Origin of the sequence: Thalassospira lucentensis (assembly GCF_011806425.1) — a bacterium.
Classification (GTDB): Bacteria; Pseudomonadota; Alphaproteobacteria; order Rhodospirillales; family Thalassospiraceae; genus Thalassospira; species Thalassospira lucentensis_B.
On sequence record NZ_JAATOV010000008.1, the window covers coordinates 171,704 to 190,306 of the forward strand.

Sequence of the window (18,603 nt, forward strand, 5' to 3'; positions counted from 1 at the left end):
GCGGTGGGCGAGGATTGGAGCCTTACGCTACGATCGCGCAATACAGACGTCGCGTCTTGTATAATATTGCTCTGCGTGGACGAGTGGTTCGTGCGTCTCTTTACGGGCGTGTCGCGCCGAAATCCTCGATCAAAATATCCAGAAACAGGTTGGCGACTGGGTCAAGCTGCTTGCTGTTATCAAAGCTTGCCTGAAACAGCGTGTCGACGAAGAACTGTTCGGGGCGGATGGCCCGCATGCGTCCGTTTGCAACGAATTGTTGCGCATAATGTTCGGGCAAATATCCCAAATAAGCCCCCGACAGGATCAGGCGCGCTTCGGCTTCCATGTCCGAAACCATGGCGTGCGGCTTGGCGATGGCGAAATCTTTAAGGTCGCGGCCCAGCCAGAATTTGCGCCCAACAATGCGAAACCGGCGGATTTCATCAATATCAATCGTCGCGTCGGGCTGATCAAACAACGGATGTTCCGCCCCGCAGTAAAACCGGTGCATTTCCGAATAAAGCGGCACATAGGTCAGACCCAACACCGTTTTGGGAAAGGCACAAATCCCGACCTGAATGACCCCGGTGACCACTTCGCGCAGCAGGTCATTCGGGGCCCTTGTTTCAACATGCAGCGTCACATCGGGCGCACGGTCGACAAATCGCGCAATGGTTTGTTCGATTTTGCGCGCGCCGGGATCGGTGATGGTGTTGTCGGTCAATCCAATGGTCAGCGTCCCGGTCAGTTTATCGCGCAGCGACCGCATCTTGGTTTCAAATTGGCCGATGTTTTTAAGCAAGCTATGGGCTTCTTCAAAAACGATCTGCCCTTCATATGTCAGGGAAAATCCACCGCGGCCGCGCTTGCAGAGCGTAAAGCCAAGCCGCGCTTCAAGGGCCGTGACATAGCTTGAAATCGTTGACAGCGACAGGTTCAGGTCACTTTGCGCAGCGGCAAATCCACCCGCCTCGACAATGGTCAGAAATATGCGCAGTAACTTCAGATCGGTCTGATCCATCGCCATCGTTATGCTGTCCTTGGTTGCTTACTTTTGGAATTGCCAAAGTAAGCTTCAGAAATACGTTATTTTTCCAAGGCCCGCAATTTGATCTGCTGACGTCGTGATATCGCCGCATACAAAAGACGGCATGAAAACGGAAACATGTGTTGCGCGGGAATGCCCCCGGATTTGGTTGTGTGTTCCCCCAACCATTAGACGCATGAACCCGAAAACTTAGACGCCCGCAAATCAGGACCCAGGAGGCCACCATCGTGAACACGGAAAAGCTTGCCAAACTGCGCGAAAAATATGGCACTGCCAAAGGTGCGGATATCTTTGATCCGCATTTTAAGGAAGTCGCCGAAAGCCAGTTTAGCGAAGATGGCGGGCGCAAATGGCCTTTTGCTGGGGTGCCAACATTTTTGGATGCGCCGTTTGCGTCGGATGCGGCGGCCAATGACTTTGCGGGGCTTGATATTGCCCTTGTCGGGGTGCCGATGGATCTGGGTGTTAGCAACCGTGCCGGGGCGCGGTTGGGGCCACGTGCGATCCGTAATATTGAACGCATCGGTCCGTATGAACATGTGTTGCGCATGGTGCCCGGGGCCATGGCTCAGATTGCCGATATTGGCGATGTGCCGTTTCGCAGCCGCTATTCGCTGGAAAGCTGCCATGAAGACATCGAAGCCTATTTCACCAAAATCGTTGATGCCGGGGTGATCCCGATTGCGGTGGGCGGCGATCATTCGATCAGCTATTCGATCCAAAAAGCCGTGGGCAAGGATCGCCCGGTGGGCATGATCCACCTTGATGCCCATTGCGATACCTGCGGGGAATATGATGGATCGCGGTTCCATCATGGTGGCCCGTTCCGTGAGGCGGTTATGGATGGTGTGCTTGACCCTGAACGCACCATTCAAATCGGCATTCGCGGCGGGTCTGAATATGTCTGGGAGTTTTCCTATGACAGCGGCATGACCGTCATCCATGCCGAAGAAGTCCCGAAAATGGGTGTGGATGCCGTGATCGCCAAGGCCCGCGACGTGGTGGGGGATGGCCCGGTTTACCTATCCTTTGACGTTGATTGCCTTGATCCATCCTTTGCCCCGGGCACTGGTACCCCCGAAATCGGCGGGCTGACATCGCGCGAAGCCCTTGCGATTTTGCGCGGCCTTCGCGGGATCGATTTTGTCGGTGCAGATGTGGTGGAAGTCGCCCCGCAATATGACGCCACCACCAACACCGCCCATGTCGGCGCGCAGGTTTTGTTCGAAGAGCTTTGCCTGATCACCGATGCGCTTAAGCACCGCAAAGATCGCTTGTAAGAACCACCGCGTCAGAACACATCAGGTCGCGCAAACAGGCCGTTTGTGCCTTTGTTTGCGCGGCTTTTCTTGCTATCGCAACCGCGAGTACGGGGGCTATCGCGGATGTTTGGTGGTTGTCTGGCCCAGACTTGCGATAAAGGCCCCCGGGCTAACACCCCACATGGATTTGAAATGCCGGTTCAAATGGCTTTGATCGGCAAAACCGGTCGCCGCGGCGGCATCGGCAATTGATGATCCATCAAACAGCATCCGTTTGGCGCGGCGCAATCGCATGTGATTGAAATAGGTATGCGGGGGCAATCCGGTGGCCTTACGAAACACGCGCAGCAGGTGAAACCGGCTGAGCCCCGTCAAAGTCGCCAAATTATCAAGCGATATATTCGCATCCAAATGGGCCTGCATATAGTCAATCACCGTCTGGATGCGTTTGTCTTCCGATCCGGGGTGATAGATCGCGGGCGGCGCATCCGCATGACGCAGGGCAAGGCGCGCCGCCCCATATAACAACCGGCTGTCGCGTTCCAAAAGGCTGGTGGTTGCGCTGTGTTCGGGGCGAAACAGATGCTGGATCACCAAAAGCTGGTGATGAAGCTCGGTATCGGCGACGACATGGGTGCTAAAAGACGGCAGACCCGGATTTTTGGGCGAAATTTCATCAATCAAATCGCCAAAGATTTCCGGGGCGATAAACATGATTTGGTAGTGATAACCGTCATCGGATGCCGGTCCGCCGTCATGGACCTGCATCGGGTTCATCATCAAAAGTTCGCCGCGCGTCGCGACAAAGCTTTCGCCGCGCGTCATGAACCGTTCGGCACCATTGATGATATTGCCAAACGCGTAATAATCGTGGCTGTGCTTGGGAAAGGTGAAACGTTTATAGTCGGCTTCAAACAAATCAATCCCATCGGCCACGCGCCAATGCTGCGCCGTTTCGGGCGCTTTTGATTTCGGCCTCGCCTGTGCGGCGGAAACATTACCGCGGGCCGAACGATGTTGCTGAGCCTTTTCCATCTGACAATGATAACGCCAAAAGGAAATCACGGCTTGGACAATATTGTCATCGTTACAAAGTAGAAGCGCTCGGCGCACGGCTTTTTTAAATTAGCCGAATCGCATTAAATCGATCAAATGCCGGAAATTGGCATTGTTCCAAACGGTCAATACGCCCTCAGATCATTGTATAGGGCGTTTTCATATGAACTTTTTTATGCGTGCTTTTTTGTTGATGTGAATGGATGAAATGATCATCAGGTGCCCTGAATGCGCGACAAATGCCGATTTCATCCAACTGTTACAAACCCGCCGCCCAACGCAGGTTAAGACTGACGTCACGGTTTTATCACCTTTTGGGATGGCGCATGTTTTTGGATCGTATTCGGATTGGATCGCGCATTTTTACTGGCTTCTGTGTGCTGGTGGTGCTGCTGGTTGGGCTCAGCGCGCTGTCTTCGACCTATCTTTTGAGATTTAGCGGCCATGCCGATCGCATTGCCAAAAGCACCACCTTGGTCGGCCTTGCCAATGATTACGCGCTGAAGCTTGAACGCCTGTCCAATCAGGTGTTGCTGTTTGCCCAGACGGTCGATGTGCAAGACCGCGAAGGAATCACCACCCTGCAAAACGCGGCCGAGCAAAGCGGTGCGACCCTTGTCGCGGCCCTGCGCGAAAGCGGGGATCAAAACCGTGCTGACACGCTCGAAAGCCTAAGTGCCGATTACATCGCAACGCTGGAGCCACTTGTCCTGCGGGCCGAAAACCTTACCGCGGCATCCGATACCATGTTGCTTGGCGCCAATCAGCTCGGCAAATCTGCCGCCAAACTTGAAGAATTCATCGCCAAACGCGATCCGGCCTTGGCCGCAAAATATGCCGATAAGCTGGGCGCACTTAATCTGGCGGCGATTGTAAATAGCCTGCAATATCCGATCCTGCGCACGCCAGACGCGCTTGAGGCGGCGCGCGCAAAAACCTCCGCACTGACCGATCTTCAAGAAGAAATCAAATCGTCCTTTGATGGCCTGAAACGCAAAGAGAAAAAGCTGTTTTCCTATGCGCTGCGCGATAATGATTTGCTCAAACAGGGGGCCAATCAGCTTGAAGGGTCCATCGGTGGGTTCCGCCAATCGATGGATGATTTCAAAACGGCGGTGCGCAGCGTGCAGACCATCACGCAAAACATCCGCCAAGAAGCCATGGCACGCCAAGCCGCTCTGGTCGATGCCGCCCATGCCCAATCAACCAATTCGGCCCTGACCAATATTGTCGTGGCGGCAATCGGCGTTGTGATTGCGTTGGCACTCGCACTTGGCATCACCATGAGCATCCTGCGCCCGCTTAAACGGGTGAATGGCGATATGGCGCGGCTGAGTGAAAATGACACCCACATTGATCTTGTCGATATTAACCGGCGCGATGAATTTGGCGCCATGGCGCGCACGGTTGCGATTTTCCGTGATAACGCGCTAAAGATCGAAACCATGGCCGAGGAACGCATTACCCTGCAACGCCTCGAAGAAGAAAAGCGCCGCGCATCCTTGGGCGCAATGGCCAACACCATCGAAGGTGAAACCACCGGCCTTGTCCAATCGGTCAGTCATCAAGTCACCCGCATGCGCGAAGCTGTCACCGAAGTTTCCGCCGCTGCCCAGCGTGTGACCATCCAAACTGAAACCGCCACCGATGCGGCCCAGCAAAGCCAGTCGCATTCGACCGCCATTGGTGATGCCGCCCGCCGCCTGACCACGGCAATCGGATCGATTGCCAGCCGGGTCGAACGCCAACGCGGTATTGCGCAAAATGCGGTTGGATCGACCCAACAATCGGCCAAGGCCGTTGATGATCTGCGCGAAGTTGCCACCAGCATCGAACAGATTGTCGATCTGATCCGCGGCATTGCCGGGCAAACCAACCTTTTGGCGCTGAATGCCACGATTGAGGCCGCCCGTGCCGGGGATGCGGGCAAAGGCTTTGCCGTCGTCGCGGCAGAGGTCAAAAACCTTGCCAATCAAACCGAAAAGGCCACCGAACAAATCACATCACACGTCAATGCCATGGGCAATGTGACGGACCGTTGCGTAACATCGATGCAAGATGTCGGTGTTACGGTACGCGATATGATGTCGATATCTGACGAAGTCGCGGGCGATGTTGAACAACAACGCCGCGAAACCGAGGAAATCACTGGCGCCATCGCCCTTGCCGGGCAGGCCGCCCACAATGTTGGGGCCGCCATTGACGAGGTCTCGCGCGATATTGATGCCACCCGCACGCTCAGCGTGGATCTTACGCGCCGTGCCGATGAAGTTGAACGCAATGTCACCGAACTGACCGCATCCTTGGATCGTGCGGTGGCCTCTGCCGCGACAGAGCCAGAGCAGGGGGCTACGGGTGAACCCGAACCTGCGACCGCGTCAGACCCAAAATCGGCTTACCCCGACCCGGACAAAGATCGCAGCAAAGATGCCGACAACCTAGTCCGGTTTCCGCAATCGGGGATGCGCGGTGCGGCTTAGGCCGCAGTGCCTAAACCATCCATTGCACACATGATCACACCAGATGTGACCGAAATGGGCCTGCATGCCGTATGGGGTATGCAGGCCTTCATGCATGGCGCGCCTGCAATCGCCACGGAAACCTATGATTTTGTTCACATCGCGATACAAACTGCGACGTTTCTGATACAATTTTAATGTGGTTCTGACCGACTGGTTGCAGTAGCTTTCGCATAACACGTATTTCACGATAATCGTGCCTGCCCCCGTGGGTAAGGATTTGAAATACAGAACATTTCCCACCAAGGGATAGCGCTATCGGGGCGGTCCAAATCAGCCTGTCCCCAGTTGGAAGTATCAATGCGATGACGCGTAAGACACCGCTTCTGGTCGCAGGTTTGGCAATCATCGTGATTGCGGCACTTGCGTATATCTTTGCCAAAGACGACATCATGGCGATCATCACACCCGGCGAGCAGCCCGGTGCGATGCAGGCGTCTGGCGCGGGTGCGGGCGCGGGTGCTGAACGCGGCCTTCCGGTCATTGCCGAACGTGCCACTTTGATGGATGAAAAAACCGTGGTTGAGGCGGTCGGAACCGGCAAATCATCGCTGGGTGTTTCGATCTATCCTGCGGTGTCTGGCGAAGTCGCAGACGTGCTGTTTCATGCCGGTGATCATGTCACCAAGGATCAGGTGCTGGTCATTCTTGATTCTGATCGTGAACGCCTTGCGCGCGATCTTGCCGCCCTTCAGGTCAAAGACGCCAAACAACTTCTGGCCCGCTATGAAAAGGCCCGCCCGCTTGGTGCGGTCGCCGAAAGCGAAGTCGACACCGCACGCACAGCGTTGGCCCAGGCCCGGATCGAACTGGATCAGGCCGAAGTCAATTTGGCCGACCGGACGATCTTGGCCCCGTTTGATGGCATTGTCGGCATTTCCGAAATTGAGGCCGGCGACCGTGTCGACAGTTCAACTGCGATTGTCACCCTTGATAACATCGAAAGCATTCTGGTCGATTTTGAAGTCGCCGAAACCCGGTTTGAAAACATCAAACCCGGCCAAAAAGTCCGTGTTGAAACTTGGAGCCTACCCGGCGAGCTGTTTGAAGGAACGGTTGATGCCATCGGCAGCCGCATTGACCCGGTCAGCCGGACATTTAGCGTCCGTGCCCGTGTCCCCAATCCAAATGGTCGGCTTTTGGCTGGCATGTCCTTTGCGGTTTATGTCGATATCGAAGGCAAACAATATCCGTCCGTGCCTGAAATCTCGGTTCTTTGGGGCGATGACGGCACCTATGTCTGGCGCATTGATGATGAAAACAAGGTCTCGCAAGTGCCGGTTCGGGTGGTAAAGCGCACCAATGGCCGCATCTTGTTGGATGGGGATATTTCGTCCGGTGATCTTATCGTTGTCGAAGGTGTCTTGCGCCTGCGGCCCGGACGTGTGGTGGACGCGACCATTCGTGGCGAAGACCAAGCCGGTGTTGCTGCGCGTGAAAATCCGGGCGAAGGTTCCTAATCATGGGAATGGAAACGCCCCCACAGGATCAAAATGATCTCGCATCGCTCAGTGTTCGCCGTCCGGTTTTTATCTGCGTGGTGTCGCTTCTGATCGTTCTGGCCGGTCTTGCTGCCATGCTCGGTGTGGAAATCCGCGAACTGCCTAACGTGGATCGCCCAATCGTTACCATCTCGGCAAATTATGACGGCGCGTCGCCTGAAACGGTTGATGCCGAAGTCACAGCGATCATTGAAAGTGCCGCCTCACGCGTTAGCGGCGTGAAAAAAATCAGCTCCCAAAGCGAAGAGGGCAATGCCCGCATTCGCATCGAATTTTACCCCGATGTTGATATTAACGACGCCGCCAGCGACATCCGCGAAGCCATCAGCCGCGCAACCCGCAGCCTGCCTGACGGGGTCGAAGACGTCCGCGTGGTCAAGGCCGACGCCGATGCCAGTGCCATCATGCGCATGGCTGTGGTCAGTAACCGCCTGACCGAAGAAGAACTTGCCAATATCGTCGAAGACCAAATTAGCCCGGCTTTGTTGTCTGTACCCGGTGTTGCCGAAATCACGGTCAATGGTGACCGGGAAAAGGTCCTGCATGTGCGCGTCGATCCGCTGCGCATGGCAAGCTACGGCCTGTCGGTGCAAAACATCGCCGACATTTTGCGTACCGCCCAGTTTGATATCCCGGCCGGTAGTTTTGAATCGACGGATCAAAAACTGTTTGTCCGGGCAGATGCATCTGTCTGGGAAATCGATGAACTGAACCAGATGTTCGTGCGCGATGGCATCCGGCTTGGCGATGTTGCTGATATGTATTATGGGCCGGATGACGCATCGTCCTATGTTCGCCTTGATGGTCGCACAGTGATCGGACTTGGCGTCACCCGTCAGGCGCAATCAAACACCATTGCGATTTCCAATGGCATACGCGATGCCGTCAAACGGCTGAACGCTCAATACAGCGATATCGAAGTCTTTGTGAATTCCGACGATGCGGTCTTTATCGAAGGAGCTTTGTGGGAAGTGATCTTTAGCCTCGGCTTGGCAATCGTGATTGTCATCGCGATTTTGTACCTGTTCTTGCGATCCTTTACCGCGACCTTAATCCCGACTGTGACCATCCCGATTGCCTTGATCGGTACGGTTGCGGCGATCTGGGCAATGGGCTTTTCGATCAATATCCTGACATTGCTGGCCCTTGTTCTGGCGACCGGGATGATTGTTGATGACGCGATTGTGGTGTTGGAAAACATTCAACGTCGACGCCATCAGGGCCTTGGATCAATGGCCGCTGCCGTCCTTGGATCGCGTCAGGTGTTCTTTGCGGTGATCGCCACTACCTTGACCCTGATTTCGGTCTTTGTTCCGATTTCATTTTTGCCCAGTACGGCGGGCCGCCTGTTCCGTGAATTTGGCTTTGTTCTGGCTTTTTCGGTTGCGGTGTCTTCCTTTGTCGCGCTGACCCTGTGTCCGATGTTGGCATCGCGCCTCAAACATATCGATCCGCATGATGGTGATCAAAACGCCAAACCCAATCGCCTCGAACGGTTTGGCTATTCCTGTGCCAATGTTTATCGCCGCATTCTTGAAGCCGTGCTGGGCTATCCGGTCGTCACCCTGATGGTCTGTCTTGTCTGCGGTGTGGTTGCCTTTGGCGTCTATAACAGTGTCACCAAGGAACTGTTGCCCAAGGAAGACCGCGGTCGCATTTTGGTGTCTTTGCGCGGTCCCGATGGGGTTGGCATTGACTATATGGACCGTCAGGTCGAAGCGGTCGAAAACATTCTGCGCCCGGTGGTCGAAGCTGGCGACGCGCGCAACATCTACACCATTGTTGGTCTTTGGGACCCGAACTTTGCTTTGGTGATTGCCCCACTGGTGCCTTGGGATGAACGCAGCCGCAGCCAACAAGACATCACCGGATCAATCCAGGGGCAGCTTAACGCGCTTCCCGGCGTTCAGGCATTTGTCTGGCAACCCAACAGTTTGGGCCTTCGCGGTGGCACGGGCGAGGGACTGGAATTTGCCTTAACCGGCACCAGTTACCGCAAACTGGCCGAAAATGCCCGCGCCATGCAGCAGGAATTAGAAGCCAACTATCCCGGTCTGACAGGCATTCGAACGTCTTATCAAACCACCCAGCCACAGCTTCTGGTCAATATTGATCGCAAACGGGCCTTTGATTTGGGTATTCCGATCAATGAGCTTGATACGACGCTTCGCGCCATGATCGAGGGATATGAAGTCGCCGACATCAATGTCGATGATCAAAACATTCCGATCAAATTGCGCAGTTCGCTCGGCAGCATCAATGATCCATCCGATCTTGAAAACCTGTTTGTTACCGGGACCGACGGGCGCATCTTGCCGCTGTCATCGGTGATTACGCTGGGCGAAGAAGCCGTCGCGTCCGAACTTGAACGCGAAGGCCAACAGCGCGCCGTGACAATTTCGGCAAATCTGGCCCCTGATTATACCTTGGCTCAGGCGGTCGATGATGTGAATGAAGCGGGCGAAAAGCTGCTGCCGACGGGCACGGGTATTTTGTATCTTGGCGATGCCGCGACCCTTGGCGAAACATCAAATGATGTGCAAATCACCTTCCTGATTGCGGTGCTTGTTGTGTTGCTGGTCCTTGCCGCGCAGTTCGAAAGTTTCGTGTCTGCCTTGGTCGTTGTTCTGACCGTGCCCTTTGGCTTGGCGGCCGCGATCTTTGCCCTGGCACTAAGCGGCACCTCAATCAATATCTACAGCCAGATCGGTCTTGTGATGCTGGTTGGGTTGATGGCCAAGAACGGTATTTTGGTTGTTGAATTTGCCGATCAGTTGCGCGATGCCGGTAAATCGGTCCGCGAAGCTGTGCATGATGCCGCGATGGTGCGTTTGCGCCCGATCATGATGACGATGATTTCAACTGTTTTGGGCGGTTTGCCGTTGGTCGTTGGATCTGGTGCTGGTGCCGAGGCGCGCGCCGCAATTGGGTGGGTGGTGTTTGGTGGCCTTGGTATTGCCACCTTGTTTACGCTGTTCTTAACCCCGGTTTTGTATCTTTTGTTGGCCCCACTGGTGTCGGCCCGTGCGGATGGCAGCATGAAATTACAACGCCAGTTACGTGCCGCCGAAGACATTCCAGATACCGGCGAGGTCGAAGACAATCAGGTGTCCGGACATGCGTCCCCAGAAAGTGCGAAATAACATGCAAGCCAAACCACGTTCGATACTTATTCGCGCGGCACTTTTGATTGGGGTCACCAGTTTGACCGCATGCCAGTCGGTGGGGCCCGATTATACCGCGCCAACATTTGATATGTTCGACGCCTACAAACCCGAAATACCAACGATTACCAGCAACCGCTCCCAACAGGGCCGCTGGTGGGAAACGACAACCGATCCGATCTTGCAAAAGCTCATCGCCGAGGGGGTCGCCGCCAACATCGATCTTAAAATCGCGATTAGCCGCATTCGCGCCGCCGCGGCAACCGCACGCGGTGTCGCTGGCGATAACGGTGCAAAGGTCGGGGCCAATGCAAAAGGCACTGCCGAAACGTCGACCTCCAGCCGGGCATCAGGCAGCCGGGTGGATGATCTGGGCTTTAGCACGGGCCTTGATCTTTCATGGACGGCGGATGTTTGGGGTGGGCAGGCCCGCGAAGAACAAGGGGCCGAGGCCGATTACCTTGAACAGGTCTACCTGCGCGAAGACGTCTATCGCGTGATGATTGGCGATATTATCCGCAATTATATCGAATTGCGCGGCACCCAAAAACGTCAGGAAATGTTGCGCAGTTCCCTTGATCTGCAACGCCAAACCAGCGACATCGTGCGTGTGCGTCAACAAACCGGTCTGGCATCCGAACTTGATCTTTCGCGCGCCCGCGCCGAAGTCGCCGATATCGAGGCAAGTCTACCCGCCCTGCAAACCCAAATTGACCGATCGATAAATGCGATTTCCATTTTGGTTGGCGCACAGCCCGGCACCCATCGCGATTTGTTGCTGGATGTCGCCCCCTTGCCAGAATTCCAAAGTGCTCCACCGATTGGCGTACCTGCCGATCTTTTGCGCCGTCGCCCGGATGTGCGTGCGGCTGAACTGGCGTTGATTTCCGCAACCGCGCGAATCGGTGTTGAAACCGCAACGCTGTATCCTGAACTCACACTTAATGGCTCTGTCGCCTTTGGGGTGACCGGCTTTGGCACTGGGCCGATTGTCCGCACAGCGATGGCGGCCATCGGGGCGGTGATTGACGCAACGCTATATGACGGCGGGGTGCGCCGTGCAAACATCACAGTCGCCGAAGAAGAAGCCGAACAAGCCTTCCAGAATTACCGCAAGACATTGCTGGCCGCGATTGAAGAAGTTGAAAGTGCGATTTACGGCTATGTCGGTGCCGTGCAGCAACGCGATTCGCTGATTGCATCGGTGCGCTATCACCGGGATGCCTTCGAACAATCGCGCGTGCGCTATGTACAGGGGCTTTCGAACTTTTTGGACGTCCTCGATTCTCAGCGCAGCCTGACCAGTTCTCAACAATCGCTTGCCGATGCCCAAACCGATCTGGAACTGGAAACCATCAATCTCTATAGCGCGGTGGGCTTAAGCGTTGAAGACGTTGAACGCTATGCCGATCAAAACGGTGTTGAGCTCATTAACGGCTAAGGTCTGTGCTGGGCTGTGCGCCAAGTCACTGTTTAACCGCATATATCAGTGAACTGTGACTTGAGTTTCTGACAGCATGCGCTAATCCTGTGGCACAATGATGCCCGAGGATTCCGATGACTGGTGATCTGTTTGCCAATGAACCACCCCGCAACTTGCTGCCCTTTGATGGGCATGTCTTGTTGCTGCGTGATATTATGCCGCTCGAGGACGCAGATCGTACATTCGATCGGCTAATGACCAGCGTGATCTGGCAACAGGAAACCGCCCGGATTGCAGGCCGCGAAGTGGCTGTTCCACGTCTGACCGCGTGGTTTGGCGATGTGGCCTATCGCTACAGCGGCGTCTACCACCCGGCATCCCCGTTCCCGGCCAAGGTTGCGCCGCTGCGTGATCTTGCCGAAAGTTTGGCGGGTGTTCCGTTTAATACCGTTTTGCTTAATCAGTATCGTGATGGCCGCGACAGTGTGTCATGGCATGCCGATGACGAAGATGTTCTGGGCGAAAACCCGGTGATTGCCAGTCTTTCCTTTGGGCAAGAACGCCGTTTTCATCTGCGCCATAAAACCACCGGGGATCGCATCAGCATTGATCTTCCCCACAATTCGGCCCTGATCATGGCCGGTGAAACCCAACATTACTGGCTGCATCAGCTTCCCAAAACCGCACGCCAGGTTGGGCCGCGCATTAACCTGACCTTCCGCCAAACCCATCCCGAAAAACGCCCCTGACAAACGCCCCTGACAAACGCCCCTGACAAACGCCCCTGACAAACGGCCCTTTCGAACGGTCCTTCCGAACGGTCCTTCTGAGCTGCGCGGAAGAACGACCCGGAACTCGCACGAAGCGTGCGCACACCGCCGCCAAGATCGGGGGAGGCCCAACCTCTGGCCTCGACTGCGTTTACCCATGCCCGAACTAAAGTCTTCCGCGCTCAGGTGCGTTACGCCGCGATATGACGCTGCCCAAAACACGCAACCGCATCCGGCGGTCTGTCTTACGGCAATGTCTTGTGGCAAGATGCCGATGCTTTTGGCTATAGTCCTTTAAGCATCAAAGCAGTGCCATTGTCTTTGCGAACGGCAACGGGCAAGGCAATGACACGATCACGGGTTTGGGGTACGGGACGTAATGGCGGCAAAGCGCGTAAAACTTCTGGATGTTGCCAAGGCGGCCGGGGTGTCGCAAGGAACGGCATCCAACGCGTTTGGCAAACCCGATCTTGTGCGCAAAGAAGTCCGCGACCGCATTTTTGCCGCTGCCAAGGAACTTGGCTATCGCGGGCCACATGTAATGGCCCGGATGTTGCGCACTGGCAAGGCTGGCGCGCTCGGTGTGGTTTTTCCCGATAATCTTGAATATGCCTTTTCCGATCCGGTGGCGATTGAGTTGCTGCGCGGCATTGGGCGCGAATGTGCGCGCCATGGGGTGAATGTCATGATCATCTCGGCGGAAAACCCGCAACAGGCAATTGCCGCGGTCAATAATGCCGCGGTCGATGCTTTTCTGGTGCATTGCTATTCTGATGATAACGACATCATTTCCGCCATTCAGCGCCGCAACCAACCCTTGATCAGCATTGATACCGACATTGCCGGGGCGGCGGGGGCCGTCTTGCTCAATGATCATGCAGCGGCCAAAACGGCCGCGACCCATTTGCTGGAATGCGGGGCGCGCAAATTTGCCATTCTGTCCTTGCAGGCGACCGAACATGATCATTTCGGCCCGATGAATGCCAACCGTGTCGGCGCGGCCAGCCATCGCGTGGTGCGTGAACGCATGGCGGGCTATCACGATGCCCTGCAAGCGGCGGGCATTTCACCAACCGAAATTATCCACATTGAATGCGATAACCAGTCCGATCACAGTGCAAAAATGACGGTCGATCTTTTGACCCAGCACCCGGAAATTGACGGCATTCTCGCCATGTCCGATGTGATTGCCATCGGCGCGCTGGATGGTGCCCGTGCGGTGGGGCGTAAGGTGCCGAATGATCTTAAGGTCATTGGAATTGACGGCATTGTCGCAGGCGAACGCACCGACCCCCCGCTTTCGTCGGTCCGCCAAGATTCGGTGGAAAAAGGCCGCCTGGCCGCCGAAATGGCGCTTGGCGATGACACTGCCCGCACCATCACCCTCGAAACCGGCCTCCTCGTGCGCGGCTCGACCAAAATCGGTTAGGTTTTTAGGCGTTACACAGGAAAATTAAAGTCCGGTAAATCGCGGTTTCCGGCTAAACCGTCCCATAGCGCAAGGTAACGGTCATTCATCGCTGCAAGGCTGTAATGATCGATAATGCGTTGGCGGGCAGCCGCTTTGCGCTGCTCTTTCTGTGCCGGGTCTTCTGACAGCAATTCTGACATCGCACGTGCCAGTTTTTCCGGTGCGTTTAGGGGCACCGTTTTGCCAGTGCCGCCCAGAATATCCGCAACGTCGCCAACATCATTGCCAATCGCCGGAACGCCGCATGCCATCGCTTCGCCAATTACATTGGGGAACCCCTCGCCAAAGCTTGACGATAAAACCGCGATATCAAATGCGGGCACCAGCTTGGCAACGTCCCGCCGGAGGCCAAGGGCGGAAACATGACCGGTCAATTCAGCGGGAATTGGCAGATCATCTGTTTTATCCCCGACAAGAACCAAATGAATATCATGGCCGTGCTGGCGTGCCTTTTGAACGGCAGAAAACAGGGTGGCATGGTCCTTGGCCGGGTCTTTGCGCGCGACCATGCCGACGATGGATTTGTTGGAGGCTATATTAAGCTCGTCGCAAAGGCGTTGCTTGGTGGTCGGATCAGGTTGCCATTCTTGTGTATCAAACCCGTTGGGCAGATACGCCCAGCGTTTTGGATGATATCCACATTTAAGATGGTGACGTTGTCCCGCATGGGAATTTGCCGCAATGACCGCCGGGCACGAAGATAATCTCGCCAGCAGTTTTAAAACAATTTTGGTCGACCGGCCATATTGCGACAGGTCCATTTCCGCACAGCGAATATTCCACGCCAACCGTTTGCTACCTCGTCCCGAAAGGATGGTGGCAAGGGTGCTGATGAAATCAGAATGATACAGCCAGGACATGATGGCATCGGGTTTATGGCGGCGCATCAATCGGGCCAGTTTGATAATGGCACCGGGCAAGTCACGTGGACCTGCCGTCATGCCAAGACAATGCAGCTCGACGCCGGCTTGGCGCAAATCCGGGCCATAGACACCTTCGGCCATCAACGACACGACGATTTGTTTTGGGCCGTCTGTCTGGGCATTGTGGCACGCAATTCGGGTCAGAACGCGTTCCGCGCCCCCGGCGTCAAGTTCATTGATGATGTGCATTACGGTTGCCATACCAAGCCTATAGCAGCCCTGATGCCATTCGAACAGATGGCTATTTGCTCAGTTCGCGGTGGCGATAACAGTCAAGCGTGTGGTCCATGACAAGGCCGGTGGCTTGGAGGAATGAATAGATGATGGTGGTGCCAACAAATTTCATGCCGCGCTTTTTAAGGTCTTTGGACAGTGCATCACTTAATTCGGTCGATACCGGGACATCGGCCATGGTCGGCCAATGGTTGATCAGCGGTGTGCCGCCAACGAATTTCCAGACATAGGAATCGAAGCTGCCGAACTCTTTTTGGATCTCAATGAATATTCGCGCATTTTGAATAGTCGCGGCTATTTTTAATTTATTTCGAATAATCCCGGGATCGGCCAAAAGCGCTTCTTGCTTGGCCGCATCATAGGAAGCGACCTTTTGCACATCGAAATCATCAAATGCCGCCCGATAGGTGTCCCGCCGCGCCAAAATGGTCAGCCAACTTAATCCGGCCTGCGCACCTTCCAGGATCAGCATTTCAAAAAACAGCCGATCATCATGGACCGGAACACCCCACTCAGTATCGTGATAATCGACATAAAATGGTTTGTCCGCATGGGTCACTGCCCAGCCACATCTTGGGGCAGACATTGAGCCACACCCTTTATTATCCCCTTGGTTTTCGTCATTTTTGGGTGTGGTGGTCATTGCATGTGTCTCCGATGAGTGGTCAACCTTTTTGGCTGTAACGGCGCCGGCGGGCAAGAGGGGATCGCCACTTTAATGGTTTCTCCTGACAGTTTTAGACGGGATCAGCGGGGTGTGACGCCTACATTTAATTGTATGAGGATTTATATTGATGCAATCATGAGTGGGTGATTGGCATCACAAGGGGCGTAAAAATGCGCCGGAAAGGCGGAAAATCAATGCTCTGCGCTTGCGTTGTGCGCCATTGCCGACTAGGTTTTGCAGCATCAAAACATATCTCCGGGCAGATTATGCAAATCTGTCCCGGCCGCAGGTAAGGAGCAGCAATGCTGGCGATTTTTTGGCTTATTGATACGGTGATCGGTATCTACATTTTCATGCTGATTGGCTCGGCGATTTTGTCGTGGCTTGTGGCGTTTAATGTGGTCAATACCAGCAACAAGTTTGTCTATATGGTGGGTGACTTCCTGTATCGCGTAACCGAACCCGCCCTTCGGCCGATCCGGCGCGTGATCCCTGATCTGGGCGGCATTGATGTGTCACCGATCATCCTGATCCTGATCCTGCAATTTGCCAATATGCTGATCCAGACCGATCTGCGCGCGGCGCTTTTAGGCTATTAAATGTCTCAATCAGACAATGACTGACGCGGTTTGCGAGATACTGTCTGACCAAACGGGCATACGTCTTTTTGTCCGCTTAACGCCAAAAGCATCGCGGAACGCCGTTAATGGTGTGATGGCCGATGCCAGTGGCCGGGAACAGCTGAAAGTGTCGGTAACGACCGTGCCCGAAAACGGCAAAGCCAATCAGGCGCTGATAAAACTTTTGGCAAAAGCGGCCAAATGGCCTAAATCCTCGATCGAGATCGTGGCAGGACAAACAGATCGCAACAAAGTTCTTGTGATCCAAGGCGATCCCAGTGAACTGACAGCGCAAATTATCCAACTGACGGGCGGGCAGACATCATGAGTGACGCAAAAATCATCGACGGCAAGGCATTCGCGGCCAAATTGCGCGGCGACATCACAACCGAAGTAACCAAGCTAAAAGCCGAAAACGGCGTTACCCCGGGCCTTGCGGTTATTCTGGTGGGCGAAGATCCGGCCAGTCAGGTCTATGTGCGCAATAAGGGCAAACAAACCCTTGAATGCGGCATGAATTCCTATGAACACAAATTGTCGCCCGACACCCCGCAGGAAGAGCTTCTGGCCCTGATCGCCAAACTCAATGCTGATCCGAATGTGCACGGTATCCTGTGCCAGTTGCCGGTGCCTGATCATATTGACGAGCAGGCCATTTTGGCCGCTATTGATCCGGCCAAGGATGTTGATGGGTTTCATGTGGTCAATGCCGGGGCGCTTGCGACGGGCGGCGAAGGGTTTGCACCTTGCACGCCGTATGGCTGCTTGATGTTGCTAAAAGATTGCCTTGGCGATCTGTCGGGCAAGCGCGCAGTTGTGGTTGGCCGATCCAATATTGTCGGCAAACCAATGGCGCAGCTGTTGCTGAAAGAGAGCTGCACGGTGACGATTGCCCATTCGCGTACCCGCGATCTGCCCGAAGAAGTCCGCCGTGCCGATATCGTGATTGCCGCGGTGGGGCGCCCGAACATGGTCAAGGGCGACTGGATCGCACCGGGTGCGACGGTCATTGATGTGGGGATCAACCGCATCGAAGGCGAAAACGGCAAAATGAAACTGGTCGGCGATGTCGAATTTGAAAGCGCATCGAAAGTGGCCGGCGCGATTACACCGGTGCCGGGTGGTGTTGGCCCGATGACCATCGCCTGCCTTTTGAACAATACGCTGATTTCGGCCTGCCGTGCCAATGGCCTGCCGGTGCCCAATCTGGGCTTTGATAGCTAAGCCCGCCAAAGCGGGCTCATAGAATATGTAAAGGCGGTCCCACGGGGCCGCCTTTTTTGTTTTTGGGCGATGATACAAAGAAAGGCCTCTTTGCTTGCGGTTCTATCACCGGCGGTGCGGGATTCGGCCAGCTTCTTTCAGGCCGATGACTAATATGGAATCAAACGGCCAGGCCGACGGTTCGATACGGTCTGCGTTTATTGTGCTGATCCTCCGGCCCGTGATGAGAGATCGACATGGAGAGGCTCTTATATATAGAGAGCATTAAAGACGGTGTTGGTACAGGTATCCTTGAGACCCATCCGCATTGCCGATTCTGCGAATCAGGTGCCAAGGATTCGGCTTTTGCGGCTTTTTTCACAAAATTGCGGCCACATATCGCGAATCCTTTGATCGGATTCTGGTCGACTGGGCGGGGCGTAATCCAGATGCCCCTTCTTTTTGCCGTCACAAACATTAGGGATTACGCAAAAACAGAGACAAACGTGACAGCAATAGTGCGCAATTGGCGAGCTATCGTGCGGAAAACATGGCGAAATGACCATTTTTCAGTTTTCTGTCTTTTTTCTGCAAAAAGGTATTTACAGGTCGGAGTTAGGGCCCTATAACCCGCCTCCACCGACGCAGTGCGGCGCCAACGAGACGGCGACGCGGGGCGGGCGGTTTTGGGCTTCGGTCCTAGAGTTCTTTGACATTGTTGATCAGTAGGAAGGGATGCGCGGGCAGCGTTATGGCGCA

The 18,603-nt window shown here is 55.0% G+C and carries 14 protein-coding genes; 10 read left to right on the top strand and 4 right to left on the bottom strand.

What is annotated here, in order from left to right; genetic code table 11:
- Positions 1 to 100: 100 nt before the first annotated feature.
- Positions 101 to 1,009 (bottom strand): LysR family transcriptional regulator, encoded by a 909-nt coding sequence (locus HCZ99_RS20170; RefSeq protein WP_167448825.1) that lies wholly within the window; start codon positions 1,007 to 1,009, stop codon positions 101 to 103.
- A 248-nt stretch (positions 1,010 to 1,257) separates the two neighbouring features.
- Between HCZ99_RS20170 and speB the strand changes: the two genes are divergently transcribed.
- Positions 1,258 to 2,310 (top strand): agmatinase, encoded by a 1,053-nt coding sequence (speB, locus tag HCZ99_RS20175; RefSeq protein ID WP_439654664.1) that lies wholly within the window; start codon positions 1,258 to 1,260, stop codon positions 2,308 to 2,310.
- Between the two features lie 96 nt (positions 2,311 to 2,406).
- On the opposite strand, the gene HCZ99_RS20180 is transcribed toward speB, so the two are convergent.
- The gene (locus tag HCZ99_RS20180) at positions 2,407 to 3,327 is read right to left on the bottom strand and encodes an AraC family transcriptional regulator (protein WP_167448826.1); all 921 of its coding nucleotides are present in this window, start codon (positions 3,325 to 3,327) and stop codon (positions 2,407 to 2,409) included.
- Between the two features lie 347 nt (positions 3,328 to 3,674).
- On the opposite strand from HCZ99_RS20180, the gene HCZ99_RS20185 reads away from it, so the two are divergent.
- From HCZ99_RS20185 to HCZ99_RS20210, 6 genes are all read left to right on the top strand, one after another.
- Positions 3,675 to 5,828 carry a methyl-accepting chemotaxis protein gene (locus tag HCZ99_RS20185; protein ID WP_167448827.1) on the top strand — a complete coding sequence of 718 codons (2,154 nt, stop codon included), beginning with the start codon at positions 3,675 to 3,677 and terminating at the stop codon, positions 5,826 to 5,828.
- A 344-nt stretch (positions 5,829 to 6,172) separates the two neighbouring features.
- Positions 6,173 to 7,327: an efflux RND transporter periplasmic adaptor subunit gene (locus HCZ99_RS20190; RefSeq protein ID WP_167448828.1), complete on the top strand. Its 1,155-nt coding sequence runs from the start codon at positions 6,173 to 6,175 to the stop codon at positions 7,325 to 7,327.
- Positions 7,328 to 7,329: 2 nt separating this feature from the next.
- Positions 7,330 to 10,512 (top strand): efflux RND transporter permease subunit, encoded by a 3,183-nt coding sequence (locus HCZ99_RS20195; protein WP_167448829.1) that lies wholly within the window; start codon positions 7,330 to 7,332, stop codon positions 10,510 to 10,512.
- Complete coding sequence (locus HCZ99_RS20200) at positions 10,487 to 11,974, top strand: efflux transporter outer membrane subunit (protein ID WP_254869782.1); 1,488 nt, start codon at positions 10,487 to 10,489, stop codon at positions 11,972 to 11,974. Before HCZ99_RS20195 ends, HCZ99_RS20200 begins: the two co-directional genes overlap by 26 nt.
- 116 nt (positions 11,975 to 12,090) lie before the next feature.
- Positions 12,091 to 12,705, top strand: coding sequence for an alpha-ketoglutarate-dependent dioxygenase AlkB family protein (locus HCZ99_RS20205; protein WP_167448830.1), 615 nt, complete (start codon positions 12,091 to 12,093; stop codon positions 12,703 to 12,705).
- Between the two features lie 400 nt (positions 12,706 to 13,105).
- Positions 13,106 to 14,155, top strand: a complete 1,050-nt coding sequence (locus HCZ99_RS20210; protein WP_167448831.1) for a LacI family DNA-binding transcriptional regulator — start codon at positions 13,106 to 13,108, stop codon at positions 14,153 to 14,155.
- A gap of 11 nt (positions 14,156 to 14,166) precedes the next feature.
- Here HCZ99_RS20210 and HCZ99_RS20215 read toward each other — a convergent pair whose 3' ends face one another.
- Positions 14,167 to 15,309 carry a glycosyltransferase gene (locus tag HCZ99_RS20215; protein WP_167448832.1) on the bottom strand — a complete coding sequence of 381 codons (1,143 nt, stop codon included), beginning with the start codon at positions 15,307 to 15,309 and terminating at the stop codon, positions 14,167 to 14,169.
- A 52-nt stretch (positions 15,310 to 15,361) separates the two neighbouring features.
- Positions 15,362 to 15,940, bottom strand: a complete 579-nt coding sequence (locus tag HCZ99_RS20220; protein WP_167448833.1) for a DNA-3-methyladenine glycosylase I — start codon at positions 15,938 to 15,940, stop codon at positions 15,362 to 15,364.
- 383 nt (positions 15,941 to 16,323) lie between these two features.
- Here HCZ99_RS20220 and HCZ99_RS20225 point away from each other — a divergent pair, with 383 nt between their 5' ends.
- Genes HCZ99_RS20225 through folD form a run of 3 tightly spaced genes read left to right on the top strand, consistent with a single transcriptional unit; the run spans position 16,324 to position 17,865 of the window.
- The gene (locus HCZ99_RS20225) at positions 16,324 to 16,620 is read left to right on the top strand and encodes a YggT family protein (protein ID WP_167448834.1); all 297 of its coding nucleotides are present in this window, start codon (positions 16,324 to 16,326) and stop codon (positions 16,618 to 16,620) included.
- 16 nt (positions 16,621 to 16,636) lie between these two features.
- On the top strand, positions 16,637 to 16,969 hold the full coding sequence (locus tag HCZ99_RS20230) for a DUF167 family protein (protein WP_167448835.1): 333 nt from the start codon (positions 16,637 to 16,639) through the stop codon (positions 16,967 to 16,969).
- Positions 16,966 to 17,865 carry a bifunctional methylenetetrahydrofolate dehydrogenase/methenyltetrahydrofolate cyclohydrolase FolD gene (gene folD / locus HCZ99_RS20235; RefSeq protein ID WP_167448836.1) on the top strand — a complete coding sequence of 300 codons (900 nt, stop codon included), beginning with the start codon at positions 16,966 to 16,968 and terminating at the stop codon, positions 17,863 to 17,865. Before HCZ99_RS20230 ends, folD begins: the two co-directional genes overlap by 4 nt.
- Positions 17,866 to 18,603 lie beyond the last annotated feature (738 nt).

What these genes read in the sequence shown, in the direction of transcription:
- HCZ99_RS20215 (WP_167448832.1), bottom strand. Translation starts at nt 15,309, where the DNA reads ATGCACATCATCAATGAACTTGACGCCGGGGGCGCGGAACGCGTTCTG.
- HCZ99_RS20205 (WP_167448830.1), top strand. Translation starts at nt 12,091, where the DNA reads ATGACTGGTGATCTGTTTGCCAATGAACCACCCCGCAACTTGCTGCCC.
- HCZ99_RS20170 (WP_167448825.1), bottom strand. Translation starts at nt 1,009, where the DNA reads ATGGCGATGGATCAGACCGATCTGAAGTTACTGCGCATATTTCTGACC.
- HCZ99_RS20195 (WP_167448829.1), top strand. Translation starts at nt 7,330, where the DNA reads ATGGGAATGGAAACGCCCCCACAGGATCAAAATGATCTCGCATCGCTC.
- folD (WP_167448836.1), top strand. Translation starts at nt 16,966, where the DNA reads ATGAGTGACGCAAAAATCATCGACGGCAAGGCATTCGCGGCCAAATTG.
- HCZ99_RS20220 (WP_167448833.1), bottom strand. Translation starts at nt 15,940, where the DNA reads ATGTCTGCCCCAAGATGTGGCTGGGCAGTGACCCATGCGGACAAACCA.
- HCZ99_RS20190 (WP_167448828.1), top strand. Translation starts at nt 6,173, where the DNA reads ATGACGCGTAAGACACCGCTTCTGGTCGCAGGTTTGGCAATCATCGTG.
- HCZ99_RS20180 (WP_167448826.1), bottom strand. Translation starts at nt 3,327, where the DNA reads ATGGAAAAGGCTCAGCAACATCGTTCGGCCCGCGGTAATGTTTCCGCC.
- HCZ99_RS20230 (WP_167448835.1), top strand. Translation starts at nt 16,637, where the DNA reads ATGACTGACGCGGTTTGCGAGATACTGTCTGACCAAACGGGCATACGT.
- HCZ99_RS20200 (WP_254869782.1), top strand. Translation starts at nt 10,487, where the DNA reads ATGCGTCCCCAGAAAGTGCGAAATAACATGCAAGCCAAACCACGTTCG.
- HCZ99_RS20225 (WP_167448834.1), top strand. Translation starts at nt 16,324, where the DNA reads ATGCTGGCGATTTTTTGGCTTATTGATACGGTGATCGGTATCTACATT.
- HCZ99_RS20185 (WP_167448827.1), top strand. Translation starts at nt 3,675, where the DNA reads ATGTTTTTGGATCGTATTCGGATTGGATCGCGCATTTTTACTGGCTTC.
- HCZ99_RS20210 (WP_167448831.1), top strand. Translation starts at nt 13,106, where the DNA reads ATGGCGGCAAAGCGCGTAAAACTTCTGGATGTTGCCAAGGCGGCCGGG.